The 12,898-nt window shown below is 64.4% G+C and carries 16 protein-coding genes; 8 read left to right on the top strand and 8 right to left on the bottom strand.

What is annotated here, in order from left to right; all coding sequences use genetic code 11:
- Position 1 precedes the first annotated feature (1 nt).
- Positions 2-1,051, bottom strand: coding sequence for a pyruvate dehydrogenase (acetyl-transferring) E1 component subunit alpha (gene pdhA / locus ASE67_RS01000; protein ID WP_055755973.1), 1,050 nt, complete (start codon positions 1,049-1,051; stop codon positions 2-4).
- A 101-nt stretch (positions 1,052-1,152) separates the two neighbouring features.
- Complete coding sequence (locus ASE67_RS00995; RefSeq protein ID WP_055755971.1) at positions 1,153-1,509, bottom strand: FtsB family cell division protein; 357 nt, start codon at positions 1,507-1,509, stop codon at positions 1,153-1,155.
- A gap of 63 nt (positions 1,510-1,572) precedes the next feature.
- On the opposite strand from ASE67_RS00995, the gene ASE67_RS00990 reads away from it, so the two are divergent.
- Together ASE67_RS00990 and ASE67_RS00985 are read left to right on the top strand one after the other, a co-directional pair.
- On the top strand, positions 1,573-1,941 hold the full coding sequence (locus ASE67_RS00990) for a tRNA-binding protein (RefSeq protein ID WP_055755968.1): 369 nt from the start codon (positions 1,573-1,575) through the stop codon (positions 1,939-1,941).
- A 105-nt stretch (positions 1,942-2,046) separates the two neighbouring features.
- Positions 2,047-2,772: a hypothetical protein gene (locus ASE67_RS00985; protein WP_156348446.1), complete on the top strand. Its 726-nt coding sequence runs from the start codon at positions 2,047-2,049 to the stop codon at positions 2,770-2,772.
- 60 nt (positions 2,773-2,832) lie between these two features.
- On the opposite strand, the gene eno is transcribed toward ASE67_RS00985, so the two are convergent.
- A complete protein-coding gene (gene eno / locus ASE67_RS00980; RefSeq protein ID WP_055755964.1) occupies positions 2,833-4,107 on the bottom strand; it encodes a phosphopyruvate hydratase in 1,275 nt (424 codons plus the stop codon).
- A gap of 144 nt (positions 4,108-4,251) precedes the next feature.
- Between eno and ASE67_RS00975 the strand changes: the two genes are divergently transcribed.
- The 5 genes from ASE67_RS00975 (at position 4,252) to ASE67_RS00955 (ending at position 6,156) form a co-directional block, all read left to right on the top strand.
- Positions 4,252-4,749 (top strand): hypothetical protein, encoded by a 498-nt coding sequence (locus ASE67_RS00975; RefSeq protein WP_156348445.1) that lies wholly within the window; start codon positions 4,252-4,254, stop codon positions 4,747-4,749.
- An 8-nt stretch (positions 4,750-4,757) separates the two neighbouring features.
- Entirely contained in the window at positions 4,758-5,093 is a 336-nt protein-coding gene (locus tag ASE67_RS00970; protein ID WP_055755962.1) for a phage holin family protein, read from the top strand.
- Positions 5,090-5,389 carry a hypothetical protein gene (locus ASE67_RS00965; protein ID WP_055755960.1) on the top strand — a complete coding sequence of 100 codons (300 nt, stop codon included), beginning with the start codon at positions 5,090-5,092 and terminating at the stop codon, positions 5,387-5,389. Before ASE67_RS00970 ends, ASE67_RS00965 begins: the two co-directional genes overlap by 4 nt.
- 4 nt (positions 5,390-5,393) lie before the next feature.
- Positions 5,394-5,843: a DUF883 family protein gene (locus tag ASE67_RS00960; protein ID WP_055755958.1), complete on the top strand. Its 450-nt coding sequence runs from the start codon at positions 5,394-5,396 to the stop codon at positions 5,841-5,843.
- Between the two features lie 91 nt (positions 5,844-5,934).
- Positions 5,935-6,156 (top strand): DUF4170 domain-containing protein, encoded by a 222-nt coding sequence (locus ASE67_RS00955; protein WP_055755956.1) that lies wholly within the window; start codon positions 5,935-5,937, stop codon positions 6,154-6,156.
- A gap of 136 nt (positions 6,157-6,292) precedes the next feature.
- Here ASE67_RS00955 and ASE67_RS00950 read toward each other — a convergent pair whose 3' ends face one another.
- From ASE67_RS00950 to carA, 5 genes are all read right to left on the bottom strand, one after another.
- Positions 6,293-6,946, bottom strand: coding sequence for a rhomboid family intramembrane serine protease (locus tag ASE67_RS00950; RefSeq protein WP_055755955.1), 654 nt, complete (start codon positions 6,944-6,946; stop codon positions 6,293-6,295).
- 6 nt (positions 6,947-6,952) lie between these two features.
- Positions 6,953-7,429: a transcription elongation factor GreA gene (gene greA, locus ASE67_RS00945; protein ID WP_055755953.1), complete on the bottom strand. Its 477-nt coding sequence runs from the start codon at positions 7,427-7,429 to the stop codon at positions 6,953-6,955.
- Positions 7,430-7,518: 89 nt separating this feature from the next.
- The gene (carB, locus tag ASE67_RS00940) at positions 7,519-10,851 is read right to left on the bottom strand and encodes a carbamoyl-phosphate synthase large subunit (protein WP_055755951.1); all 3,333 of its coding nucleotides are present in this window, start codon (positions 10,849-10,851) and stop codon (positions 7,519-7,521) included.
- Positions 10,851-11,075 (bottom strand): hypothetical protein, encoded by a 225-nt coding sequence (locus tag ASE67_RS00935; protein ID WP_055755949.1) that lies wholly within the window; start codon positions 11,073-11,075, stop codon positions 10,851-10,853. Before ASE67_RS00935 ends, carB begins: the two co-directional genes overlap by 1 nt.
- Positions 11,075-12,283 (bottom strand): glutamine-hydrolyzing carbamoyl-phosphate synthase small subunit, encoded by a 1,209-nt coding sequence (carA, locus tag ASE67_RS00930; protein ID WP_055755948.1) that lies wholly within the window; start codon positions 12,281-12,283, stop codon positions 11,075-11,077. Before carA ends, ASE67_RS00935 begins: the two co-directional genes overlap by 1 nt.
- Positions 12,284-12,428: 145 nt before the next feature.
- On the opposite strand from carA, the gene ASE67_RS00925 reads away from it, so the two are divergent.
- Complete coding sequence (locus ASE67_RS00925) at positions 12,429-12,881, top strand: GatB/YqeY domain-containing protein (RefSeq protein WP_055755946.1); 453 nt, start codon at positions 12,429-12,431, stop codon at positions 12,879-12,881.
- Positions 12,882-12,898 lie beyond the last annotated feature (17 nt).

Below are 12,898 nucleotides of genomic sequence, written 5' to 3'. Positions count from 1 at the left end.
CTCAGTAGGTCTCCACCAGCACGTCGGTGTACAGTTCCTTGGCGTCCGGTTCCGGCGCGCTCTCGGCGAAGTCGGCGGCGGCGTTCACCACCTTGCGGATTTCGGCCTCGATCGCCTTCAGCTCGTCTTCCTGCACGCCGGCGGCGTTCAGCTCACGCTTCAGGCCCTCGATCGGGTCCGAATTGTCGCGCATCGCCTGCACTTCGTCGCGGCTGCGATACTTGGCCGGGTCGGACATCGAATGGCCGCGATAGCGATAGGTCTTCATCTCGAGGATGATCGGCCCCTTGCCCGAACGCACCCATTCGAGCGCGGTCTCGGCGGCACCGCGGCATGCCAGCACGTCCATGCCGTCGACCTGGATGCCTGGAATACGGAAGCTCTCGCCACGCTTGTACAGCTGGTCCTCGGCCGAGGCGCGGTTGACGCTGGTGCCCATGGCGTACTGGTTGTTCTCGATCACGAAGATGATCGGGAGCTTCCACAGCTCGGCCATGTTGAACGATTCGTACACCTGGCCCTGGTTCGCGGCGCCATCGCCGAAATAGGCCATGCAGACGCCGCCGTCGTTGCTGTACTTGTGCCCGAAGGCCAGCCCCGCGCCCAGCGACACCTGCGCGCCCACGATGCCGTGGCCGCCGTAGAACTTATGCTCGGTCGAGAACATGTGCATCGACCCGCCCTTGCCGCGGCTGATGCCAGCCTCGCGCCCGGTCAGCTCGGCCATGATGACCTTGGGATCGATACCGTAGGCGAGCATGTGGCCATGGTCGCGATAGCCGGTGATGACCGAATCCTTGCCGGATTCGAGCGCCGACTGCAGGCCAACCGCGACGGCTTCCTGGCCGATATACAGGTGGCAGAAACCACCGATCAGGCCGAGGCCGTACAACTGCCCCGCCTTCTCTTCGAAACGGCGGATCAGCAGCATTTCCTTGTAGAAGGAAAGCAGCTCTTCTTTCGACGCTTCGTACCGCTTTGGCTCCCCCGGCCGTTCGCGATTGGGAATGACGGGTTCGCTCGTGCGGCCTTGCGCCGGTGCTTTTGCCACGGTTCGGATGCCTCGTTCCTGAAAGGATGGGTTAGGAGCGCCGCCTATGGCGTGATTTCCTGTCCCGCGCAACCAACGCGGCGTACCTGACGCTGCGTAAATCAGTCGTCCAGCCGGATTCCGCAACGCGACCGCGCCGCCGCCTCGCCGGCGATCGGCACGATGAATTCGTCGGGATGCGCGACGTTCAGCTTCCGGCGGACCAGCTCGTCGACCATATCGGGATCGGCGTGGCGCGGATCGAGCAGCTCGACCCGATTGCGCAGGTCGGCGCGCACCTTTTCCAGACACGCATATTGCGCCTTCCGCATGGTCAGCTTGCGCTGATAATCGCGGTACGCCAGCACCCCGTTCGGCCCCAGCACCGCGTGATAGGCGAAGAACCCCATGACGAGGATCACCAGCGCCGGCCATCCGGCACGCTTGAGCATCTGGCGAAGGGGAGAGGAACGCGGCATGGCGCGTATGTCGGGTATAGGCCCGTTGCACGCAAGCCGTATGTAAAGCGGATCGGAACCGATATGCACCTTGTCCACGACCCTGCACAGCTGACCGACCCGACCGATTTCGACACCTTCCTGAAGGTCGACATCCGCGTCGGCACGATCGTGTCGGCCGAACCCTATCCGGAAGCGCGCAAGCCGGCGATCAAGCTAGTCATCGACTTTGGCCCCACGATCGGGCGGAAGCGGTCGAGTGCCCAGATCACCGAACATTACGACTGCGCGGGGCTCATCGGGCGACAGGTCGCGGCGGTGATCAATTTTCCACCGCGCCAGATCGGGAAATTCGTTTCAGAAGTGCTGACACTCGGCTTTCCTGATACGAACGGTGCCGTGGTACTTTTCGCCCCCGATCAGAGCGTGCCGGACGGCGGGCGGCTATTCTGACGCCGGTTGTCGCAGCGCGAGCGCAGACCTGCCGATCTGCAGATGGACGTACGGCCAGCTAACCATGACAATCATTGCGGTTGAGAAACAAGGGGGAAGGCTACCGTGAAAATCGGGATGATCGCGGTGACGTTGCTAGCCAGCGGCTGCACGCTAGCGACGATGGAGGGTTTCGAAGCAATCGCGCCTGCCGGGCAGCGGGTCGACATGACCGGCATTCCGGGCTGGCAGGATGGCGATTTCCGGCTGGGCGGCGCGCAGGGTCATGTACGTCGCCGCGCGGTCGGTGCGACGCGCGAATGGAGCGATGATCCGTGGGGCGAGGTGACGCAGGCGGTGGTGGCGCGCACCGGCACCCTGCGCTTCGACCTGTCCGGTAGCGAAATCGATGGTCGGATCGAGGGACGCTGCCGCTATGGCCGGTTCGAGGGACGGCAGCAAAGCGGCGGGTTGAGCGTCAGCGAACCACTCCGCCCGATGCGCCTCGCCTGCGCCTATCGCGTCGATGGCCGCGACGCGGGCGGCATGGACCTGTCCGGCATCCGGCCGCTGCGGCCGACACTGGCCGCACCGCGCCTCGGCACGGTCGACATCGACGGTACGACACTGACGATCGAGTCGCGCCACGCGATGACCAACGGTCGCCAGCCATTGGAGGCGCCGATCGGCTATATCCTGTCCGATCGCAATGGAAGCGTCGTCGGCGCCATCGAAACCAACGGCACCGGGACCCGGCGGCTCATCCTACCACGTGGCGCGGCGGAGCGCCGGGCCGCGATCGCAGCGATGGTGACGCTCGGACTGTTCTGGGACCCCGGCGATACCGATTAGGGGCCCACGAAAAAGGGCGCCGGCCTGCGCCGACGCCCCTTCCTGTAGAACCGTGTTCGCTCAGCGCAGGATCGAACGCCCGGCATAGCGCGCCGCACCGGCCAGCTCCTCCTCAATGCGGATCAGCTGGTTGTACTTGGCAAGCCGATCCGAGCGTGCCAGCGACCCGGTCTTGATCTGACCGCAGTTGGTCGCAACCGCGAGGTCGGCGATGGTCGAATCCTCGGTCTCGCCCGAACGGTGCGACATGACGGCGGTATAGCGGTTGCGATGCGCCAGATTCACCGCTTCCAGCGTCTCGCTCAGCGTGCCGATCTGGTTGACCTTCACCAGCAGCGAGTTGGCGAGGCCCTGCTCCAAGCCCATGGCCAGACGCTTCGGATTGGTGACGAACAGATCGTCCCCGACCAGCTGTACCTTGTCGCCGATCTTGTCGGTCAGCGCCTTCCAGCCTTCGAAATCGTCCTCGCCCATGCCGTCCTCGATCGACAGGATCGGATAGCGTGCGGCGAGGTCTGCCAGATAATCGGCCATCTCGTGCGGGGTCAGCGACTTGCCTTCGCCGACCATTTCATAGCGACCGCCCTTGAAGAATTCGGTCGCGGCGCAGTCGAGCGCCAGCATGACGTCCTCGCCCGGCTTGTATCCGGCGCGTTCAATGCTCTGCATGATGAAGTCGAGCGCATCGATCGTGCTGTTGAGCGCCGGGGCGAAGCCGCCCTCGTCGCCGACCGAGGTCGACAGCCCCTTTTCCGACAGGCCCTTCTTCAGCGTGTGGAAGATTTCCGAACCGCAGCGAACTGCTTCGGCGATGCTGTCCGCACCGACCGGCATGACCATGAATTCCTGGAAATCGATCGGGTTGTCGGCATGTTCGCCGCCGTTGATGATGTTCATCATCGGCACCGGCAGCAGGTGCGCCGAAACGCCACCGACATAGCGATACAGCGGCAACCCGCGCGCATCCGCCGCCGCCTTCGCGACCGCAAGGCTGACACCGAGGATCGCGTTCGCGCCCAACCGGCCCTTGTTCTCGGTCCCGTCGAGCTGGATCATCGCCTCGTCGATGTCGCTCTGGTCCTCGGCATCCATGCCCAGCACCGCTTCGGCAATGTCGCCATTGACCGCTTCGACGGCGGCCAGCACGCCCTTGCCTAGATAGACGCCCTTGTCGCCATCGCGCTTTTCGACGGCTTCGTGCGCGCCAGTCGATGCGCCCGACGGAACCGCGGCGCGGCCAAAGCTGCCGTCTTCCAGCAGCACATCGACCTCGACGGTCGGGTTGCCACGGCTGTCGAGAATCTGGCGGCCATGCACCTGGATGATTGCGGTCACGTAACGACTCCTTTTATGTCCGTGCGAAACGGCTTTGTCGCGGCTCCTCTATCCATTCGGCCCGCCGCCCGCAAATCCTCTACGCACGACGGAACCGCCGCACTGCCGCATGGTTTTCCTACCGAAACGACGAAAGGATTCGTTATGACCGACTTCAATCGGACCGGTATTTCGCCGACGAGCAACGACAGCAGTGTCGTGATCGACACCGACCTGCCCCCCGTTACCACGACCGGCACCAACGACACCGTGGGCGGTGCCAAGCAGACGCTGAAGGACGAAGCATCGAAGCTGTCGGCCAAGGCAACCGAAAAGGCACGCGGCCTGGCCGATGAGGGCAAGGCGCGGGCGGCCGGCGCACTCGATGAATTTTCCAAGCTGATGGAAGATGCCGCCGGCACGGTCGATGAGAAGCTCGGCGAACAATATGGCCAGTATGCCCGGTCGGCCGCCAAGGCGATTTCGGGCTTTTCCGACGGCCTGCGAGACAAGGAAGTCGAGGACCTGCTCGCCGATGCCAGCGATTTCGTGCGCAAGAGCCCGGCGATCGCCATCGGCACCGCCGCGGCGCTCGGCTTCGTGCTGGCGCGCATCGTCAAGGCCGGGGTCGATACCGACACCACCCCGTCGATCAAGGGCTGAGCCCGATCATGGGGGATGAGGGACTGGGAACGGTCGTCACCCGTGTTGTCGACGACGCCAAGGCGTATGCTCAGGCGGAGATGACGCTCTGGAAGACGGTGGCCAGCACACGCGGGTCGCAGGCCGGCATTGCGGTGGGAATGGCGGCTGGCGCGGTGGTGATCGCCCTGTCGGCGGTCGCTGCGCTGCTGGTCGGCGCGATCCTGTCGCTGCAACCGGTAATGGGACCAGGTTGGGCCACGTTGCTGGTCGTCGTCGTGGCGCTGGCCATTGCCGGTTTGCTGGCCAAGATGGCGGTGACCGGCTTCAAGCGGGTCACGGCACCACTCGGAGACCGACATTGATCCCGCCCTCGCTCGCCGCCGCGCAGGCCGATGTCTTGGTCAAGCGTGCCCGACTGAAGGCCAGTCTGGCCGAAGCAAGGCATCGCCTGTCGCCCGCCACCATCGCCTCGGGCGTCGCAGACGACCTGCGCGACAAGGCTGAAGAGGGCGTGGCCGTCATCCGCGAACGTCCCGGCGTCGCTGCCGGCGTCGCGACCGGCCTGGTCGCGCTGCTTGCCCGCAAGCGGATCATGGGCCTGTTCCGAAAGGCTCCTCCGCCCCCGCCCCTGCCACCGACCGCCCCGAACAAGGATTAGCATCATGAGCGAACTCAAGACCGCCCCGACCGCGACCACCCCCGGCACGATCGACACGATCAAGGACAAGGCCGCAACCGCCGCCCACGCGACCAGCGACGCAGCGCACGACGCAGCGAAGCGCGCATCGGACGCCGCGCATGACGCCGCCGTGCGGGCGCAGGACACGATCGAGACGCACCCGCTCGCCGTTCTGGCCGGTGGCTTGGCCCTCGGTGCTGTTGTCGGCGCGCTGCTCCCACGCACCGCGCAGGAATCGAAGACGCTGGCACCGCTCGGTCGCAAGCTGTCGGCAGCGGCGACCGCTGCTGCGACGACGGCACGCGACGTCGGCAAGGAACAGCTCGCCGCCGCGCTGCCCAGCAAGGACGGCGCGAAGGAGCAGCTGCGTTCGGTCTTCTCGAACGTGGTCCAGGCCGCGACCGATAGCGGGAAAAGCGCGATCAAGGGCTGATCCGCACCGGCTTCGGCAACTTATGGGTTGAAGGGTACGCTCCGTCCGCTATGCGACGGGGCGTATTCTTTTTTGCACTGCGGGAACGACCATGAGCAAACTCCACCTCGTCTTCGGCGGCCGCGTGGCCGATCCGCGCACGCTCGATTTCGCCGACCTGAAAGCGATCGATATCGTCGGCATCTTCGGCGATTATGCCAGCGCCGAAAAGGCATGGCGCGCCGCCGCCCAGCGGACGGTCGACGATGCCGAGATGAAATATGTGGTGGTGCATCTTCACCGCCTGCTGGAGCCGGAACTGCCGGCGGCTTAAGCCGCTGCCCGGCTCGTCCGTTTCGAGCCTGCCGGGAAGCAACCGTCGAGAACACCTCGCTTGGGGTGCCCATCTCTTGGCTGCGGTTCTCGATAGGCTCGAAGCGAACGGGTGAGGCCGCTGAAGGTGCAGCAAACTAAGCCGCCGTTTGTCGCCCCCAGCGCCACAGCAACAACGGCCGCAACAGCACCATGCCGGCAATGAACCCGCCGACATGCGCCGCGCCGGCGATCGGCATCTCGCTGCCCGCACTCGACCAAGCGATGAACAGGTTCAGCGCGGTCCAGAATATGCCTAGCCAGATCGCATGAACGACATGCGCGGGGATCGGCCCGATCGGCTTGGCCTTTGCCCCGCCGAACAACAGCGCATAGGCCCCGATCAACGCCGAGATCGCGCCGCTCGCCCCGATCATCGGCGCGGGCGAGGTCGGCCCGGCCAGCCACTGCGCCGCGATCGAAGCATAGGCTCCGACCAGCAACAGCACGATCACACCCCGTAGGCCGACCGCCCGCTGGGTCGGCGTCCCGACGATCGCCAGGCTCAGCAGGTTGAAGCCGAGATGCAGCCAACCATCATGGATGAACGCGGCGGTGATCGGCGTCAGCCACACCGGCACGAACGGCGCAAACCCTTCGATGGATGCGATGTTGCTGGTCAAACGCAACGGCACGAAGCCCGCCGCGATCGACGCGCTCCACACCCCGCCCGTCAGGATCAACCACGCGCTCACGCACGCGATCAATCCGCCGATCGTCAGGATCGCCGGTGACGAACGCTGTTCGAACATGGCGGTTTAGATAAACTCGATCTTCGAAATCTGGTAGTAGCGGTCACCCGACGGCACCGTCACCTCGACATCATCGTCGACCTTCCGCCCGATCAGCGCGCGGCCCATCGGCGAATTGTACGAGATACGGCCCGACTTCGCGTCCGCCTCGGTCTGGCCCACGATCTGGTACACGACCGTCTTGTCGTCTTCGTCGAGCAGGGTGACGGTCGCGCCGAACACTACCTTGTCGCCCGACAGGTCCTTCGGATCGATAACCTGCGCGCGCGACAGCTTGTCCTCGATATCGGCGATCGACGCCTCGATCTGGCCCTGCCGTTCCTTCGCCGCATGATATTCGGCGTTTTCCGACAGGTCGCCGTGCGCGCGTGCTTCCTCGATCGCGTCGATGATCTGCGGCCGTTCCACCTTCAACTGCTTGAGGTGCACCGTCAGGCGGTCATAGCCCTCCTGCAACATCGGCATCTTTTCGACCGTCGCCATCGCGCGCGCGTCCCTTTTTCTATCATTGCCCCCGCCACACGGACGGACCCGTCAAGGCCCGTCCGCGCGCAACTTTTCGCTGATGGGGATCAGTTGTGCGATTGCGAATAATAGGACTGGAGCGGCCGTACTTCAAGGGACCGGGCGCCCAGCGCCTGAATGGCCTGCGCCACCGCGACGCTGGCCGGGGCCGTCGTGAAATACGGCACCTTCTGCGATTGGGCCGAGGCGCGGATCGATTCCGAATCCTTCAGCGACTGCCACCCTTCGGTCGTGTTGAAGATCATCGCGATATCGCCGTCGAAGATCTTGTCGACGATGTGCGGACGGCCCTGCGCGACCTTGTTGACCCGTTCGACCGGCACGCCGTTTTCGGACAGGTAATCGGCAGTGCCGCTGGTGGCGACGATCCGGAAGCCCAGCTCGACCAGCAGCTGCACGCCCGGCAGGATCACCGGCTTGTCGCCATGCTTGACCGACACGAACACCGTACCGCTCTTGGGAAGGACGATGCTCGCGCCCATCTGTGCCTTGGCGAAGGCCGTGGCGAAATCGCTATCGATTCCCATGACTTCGCCGGTGGACTTCATTTCCGGCGACAGGACCGGATCGACGCCGGGGAAGCGACCCCACGGAAATACCGCTTCCTTGACCGCGACATGATCGATGTTGCGGTCGATCACCGGCAGGTTGGCCAGCTTCTCGCCAGCCATCACCCGCGCCGCGATCTTGGCGACCGGGGTCCCGATCGCCTTGGCGACGAAGGGCACCGTGCGGCTGGCGCGCGGATTGACCTCGATCAGATAGACCTTGCCGTCCTTGACCGCGAACTGGATGTTCATCAGGCCCTTGACGCTCAGCGCCTTGGCCAGTGCCACCGTCTGCCGTTCGATCTCGGCGATGACCTCGGCCGAGAGCGAATAGGGCGGCATCGAGCAGGCGCTGTCGCCCGAATGGACGCCGGCTTCCTCGATATGCTGCAGCACGCCGGCCACAACCACGTCGTCGCCGTCGGCGATCGCATCGACATCGACCTCGATCGCGTCGCGCAGATACTGGTCGATCAGCACGGGGCTGTCGCCCGATACCTGCACCGCGGTCTGGATATAGTCGTCCAGTTGCTGGAGTGAGTCGACGATTTCCATCGCGCGGCCACCCAACACGTAGCTTGGCCGCATCAGCACCGGATAGCCGATCCGCTCGGCGATCACCGCCGCTTCGTCGCGGCTGCGAGCCAGGCCATTGGCCGGCTGGAGCAGGCCGAGCGAATTGACCAGATCGGCGAAGCGCTCGCGGTCCTCGGCCAGGTCGATCGAATCCGGCGTGGTGCCGAGGATCGGGATACCGGCGGCTTCGAGTGCGCGGGCGAGGTTCAGCGGGGTCTGACCGCCGAACTGCACGATCACCCCGACCAGTTCACCCTTCTGCTGTTCGACATGCAGGATTTCCAGCACGTCCTCTGCGGTCAGCGGCTCGAAATACAGGCGATCCGACGTGTCGTAATCGGTGCTGACCGTCTCCGGGTTGCAGTTGACCATGATGGTTTCATAGCCGGCATCCGCCAGCGCGAAGCACGCATGGCAGCAGCAATAATCGAACTCGATCCCCTGCCCGATCCGGTTCGGACCACCGCCGAGAATGACGATCTTCTTGCGGTCCGACGGCTGGCTTTCGTCCTCCGGTTCGCCAAAGGTCGGCGCTTCGTAGGTCGAGTACATGTACGGCGTCTTCGCCTCGAACTCGGCGGCGCAGGTGTCGATGCGTTTGAAGACCGGGCGCACGCCCAATTTGTGGCGATGTTGGCGCACTTCGTCTTCGGTCACGCCGCCGGTCATCATCTTGACGACCTCGTGGATCAGGCCCGAGCCGCGCTGGATACCGCGTTCCATGCCGCGCAAGTTGGCGGACTGCAGCGCCAGCCAGGCAAGGCGATTGTCCGAAAAGCCCATCGATTTCAGGCGACGCATGCCCGCCGCATCCTGCGGAAGCCCGTTGGTGCAAACTTCGGTCTCGGCAGAGACGATTTCCGCCATGCGCTCGAGGAACCACGGATCGTATTTGGCGATGGCGTGGACTTCGGCGACTGTGAAGCCTTCGCGCAGCGCCTGGGCCGCGACCAGCAGCCGGTCGGGCGTAGCGACGGCCAGCGCCGCCTCGATCTCCGCGCGGGGTGCGCCGACCAGCCGATCGACCTGATTGAAGCCCGACAGCCCGGTTTCGAGGCCGCGCAGTGCCTTCTGCATCGATTCGTGGATGTTGCGACCGATCGCCATCACTTCGCCGACCGACTTCATCGCGGTCGACAGCACCGCCTGCGACCCCTTGAACTTTTCGAAGGCGAAGCGCGGAATCTTGGTGACGACGTAATCGATCGTCGGTTCGAACGACGCCGGCGTCGCGCCGGTGATGTCGTTGGTGATCTCGTCCAGCGTATAGCCGACCGCCAGCTTGGCGGCGACCTTCGCGATCGGGAAGCCGGTCGCCTTCGACGCCAGCGCCGACGAGCGCGACACGCGCGGGTTCATTTCGATGACGATCAGGCGGCCGTCCTTCGGATTGACCGCGAACTGTACGTTCGAACCCCCTGTTTCGACGCCGATTTCCCGCAGGACCGCGATCGATGCGTTGCGCATGATCTGGTATTCCTTGTCGGTCAGCGTCAGCGCCGGGGCGACGGTGATCGAGTCCCCGGTGTGGACGCCCATCGGGTCGATATTCTCGATCGAACATACGATGATGGCATTGTCGGCGCGGTCGCGCACGACTTCCATCTCATATTCCTTCCAGCCGAGCAGCGATTCCTCGATCAGCACCTCGGTGGTCGGCGACGCGTCCAGACCTTCGCGGACGATCTTCAGGAATTCGTCGCGATTGTAGGCGACGCCGCCGCCGGTGCCACCCAGCGTGAACGATGGGCGGATGATCGCGGGCAACCCGACATGCTCTAGGCCCGCCAGCGCCTCCGCCTCGCTGTGCGCGATGTGGCTGCGCGCGGATTCGAGGCCGATCTTGTCCATCGCGACCTTGAACTTCTGACGGTCCTCGGCCTTATCGATCGCTTCGGCATCGGCACCGATCATCGTCACGCCGAACTTTTCGAGCGTCCCGTCATTGGCCAGCGCGAGCGCGGTGTTCAGCGCGGTCTGTCCGCCCATCGTCGGCAGCACCGCATCGGGGCGCTCCTTCTCGATGATCTTGGCGACGATCGCCGGGGTGATCGGCTCGACATAGGTCGCGTCAGCCAGTCCCGGATCGGTCATGATCGTCGCGGGGTTGGAATTGACAAGGACGATGCGATAGCCCTCCTCCTTCAATGCCTTGATCGCCTGCACGCCCGAATAATCGAACTCGCAAGCCTGGCCGATGACGATCGGCCCTGCGCCGATGACGAGGATGGACGAAATGTCGGTGCGTTTTGGCATTAGAAGTGGTCGTCCCCGAGAGCGACAAATTTGCGGAAAGCGGCTTCATCAAGGCGGATTGTCTGAGACAATTTCCCTGGAAACTCGCGCGATGCGCGACCGAATGTATCGATCTGTATCATCTTCTCACCATCACATTCGACTAAGCGAACGACAGCGGTCACCTCTTCCTGCGGCTTTGCGATACGCAGCGTGTCAGTTTCAAACTTACGAACGGTAGCCATCAGTTATTCCCGGCTACTGGTTCGCGCATCATGCCGACGAACCGCTCGAACAGATAAAAGCTATCCTGCGGACCCGGCGATGCCTCCGGGTGATACTGCACGCTGAACGCACGGCCACCGTCCGTTTCGATCCCGGCATTCGATCCGTCGAACAGCGACACGTGCGTTTCGCGGACGTTCCCCGGCAGGCTATCGCGTTCGACCGCGAAGCCGTGGTTCATGCTGGTGATCTCGACCGCGGCGTCCGACAGGCGCTTGACTGGATGGTTCGCGCCGCGATGACCCTGGTGCATCTTGGTGGTCTTCGCGCCCAGCGCGAGGCCGAGGAGCTGGTGGCCCAGACAGATGCCGAACAGCGGCTTGCCGGTGTCGAGCAGTTGGCGGATCACCGGCACCGCATATTCGCCGGTCGCGGCGGGATCGCCCGGGCCGTTGGACAGGAAGATGCCGTCCGGGTTCGCCGCCATCACCTCTTCATAGGTGGCGGTGGCTGGCAGCACGGTGACTTCGGCACCGGCGTGAACCAGGTTGCGGAAGATATTGCGCTTGCTGCCATAATCGATCGCAACGACGTGCGGGCGGCGGGCATCGGCGGACGGCGCTGCGCCCGATGGGCCGGTGCTGTCGTCATAGCCCTTGCCCAGATGCCATGCCCCGCCGGTCCAGCCATAATGGGTTTCGCACGACACAGTCTTGGCAAGGTCCATGCCCTCCAGCCCCGGCCATGCCTGTGCCTGTGCCAGCAGTGCGGGAATGTCGAATTCGCCGGTGGCCGAATGGGCGATGACGCCGTTCGGCGCGCCACCCTGCCGGATGCGGCGGGTCAGTGCGCGGGTATCGATGCCGGCGAGGCCAATGCGGTTGTGCCGCGCCATCCAAGCATCCAGATGCTCGTTCGAGCGGAAGTTCGACGGCGCGGTCACGTCCTCGCGCACGATCATGCCCAGCGCATGGGGGTCGTTCGCTTCCACATCGTCGACGTTGGTGCCGACATTGCCGATATGCGGGAAGGTGAAGGTGATGACCTGCCCGGCAAAGGACGGATCGGTCATGATCTCCTGATAGCCGGTCATCGCGGTGTGGAAACACACTTCGCCGACCGCGGCGCCCTCTGCGCCGAAGCCACGGCCCCACAGCACGTCGCCATTGGCAAGGACGAGGACCCCGGTGGCTCCTTCGGGCATGGCGAATGGCTTGGCGTCGGCCATGATGGGCGGGCACTCCTGGGTAAATCTGATGATGTCGCTAAGCGGTGGCGGCTAGTCCCAACCCCGCGCCGCGTCAATCCTGTGATCGTATGACGAATGCGGCTAAGGGTGATCGCTTATCCAAACGAACGACATCGGAACCGCCATGATTCGCGACACCATCAAGGACGCGCTCGTCACCGCCATGAAGGGCGGGGACAAGGAAACGACCGCCACGATCCGCCTGATCCAGTCGTCGATCAAGAACCGCGATATCGAGGCACGCACCGGCAAGGCCCCCGACAGCGACGACGCGCTGGTGGTCGAAGTGCTGCAGAAAATGGTGAAGCAGCGTCGCGAATCGATCGAGATGTACGAGAAGGGCAATCGCCCCGAACTGGCCGCCGCCGAAGCGCGCGAAGTGACCGTCATCGAACGCTTCCTGCCCGCGCAGATGGACGAGGCGCAGACCGCAGCGGCGATCGAGGCGATCAAGGCCGACCTGAATGCCGCCGGCATGAAGGACATGGGCCGCGTGATGGCCGAGCTGAAGTCGCGCCATGGCAGCGAGCTGGACATGAGCAAGGCTAGCGCGGCGGTCAAAGCGGCGCTAAGCTGACCGGCCGATAGCGGGCG

Source organism: Sphingomonas sp. Leaf23, from assembly GCF_001421585.1.
Classification (GTDB): domain Bacteria; phylum Pseudomonadota; class Alphaproteobacteria; order Sphingomonadales; family Sphingomonadaceae; genus Sphingomonas.
Note: the sequence above shows the minus strand (reverse complement) of the source record. Positions and strands in the feature narration are given on the sequence as shown.

Excerpts from the sequence above, each read along its gene's own strand:
- ASE67_RS00995 (WP_055755971.1), bottom strand. The coding sequence starts at position 1,509 with ATGCCGCGTTCCTCTCCCCTTCGCCAGATGCTCAAGCGTGCCGGATGG.
- ASE67_RS00970 (WP_055755962.1), top strand. The coding sequence starts at position 4,758 with ATGGGGGATGAGGGACTGGGAACGGTCGTCACCCGTGTTGTCGACGAC.
- carB (WP_055755951.1), bottom strand. The coding sequence starts at position 10,851 with ATGCCAAAACGCACCGACATTTCGTCCATCCTCGTCATCGGCGCAGGG.
- ASE67_RS00990 (WP_055755968.1), top strand. The coding sequence starts at position 1,573 with ATGCACCTTGTCCACGACCCTGCACAGCTGACCGACCCGACCGATTTC.
- ASE67_RS00925 (WP_055755946.1), top strand. The coding sequence starts at position 12,429 with ATGATTCGCGACACCATCAAGGACGCGCTCGTCACCGCCATGAAGGGC.
- ASE67_RS00960 (WP_055755958.1), top strand. The coding sequence starts at position 5,394 with ATGAGCGAACTCAAGACCGCCCCGACCGCGACCACCCCCGGCACGATC.
- ASE67_RS00955 (WP_055755956.1), top strand. The coding sequence starts at position 5,935 with ATGAGCAAACTCCACCTCGTCTTCGGCGGCCGCGTGGCCGATCCGCGC.
- greA (WP_055755953.1), bottom strand. The coding sequence starts at position 7,429 with ATGGCGACGGTCGAAAAGATGCCGATGTTGCAGGAGGGCTATGACCGC.
- ASE67_RS00935 (WP_055755949.1), bottom strand. The coding sequence starts at position 11,075 with ATGGCTACCGTTCGTAAGTTTGAAACTGACACGCTGCGTATCGCAAAG.
- carA (WP_055755948.1), bottom strand. The coding sequence starts at position 12,283 with ATGGCCGACGCCAAGCCATTCGCCATGCCCGAAGGAGCCACCGGGGTC.
- ASE67_RS00950 (WP_055755955.1), bottom strand. The coding sequence starts at position 6,946 with ATGTTCGAACAGCGTTCGTCACCGGCGATCCTGACGATCGGCGGATTG.
- ASE67_RS00975 (WP_156348445.1), top strand. The coding sequence starts at position 4,252 with ATGACCGACTTCAATCGGACCGGTATTTCGCCGACGAGCAACGACAGC.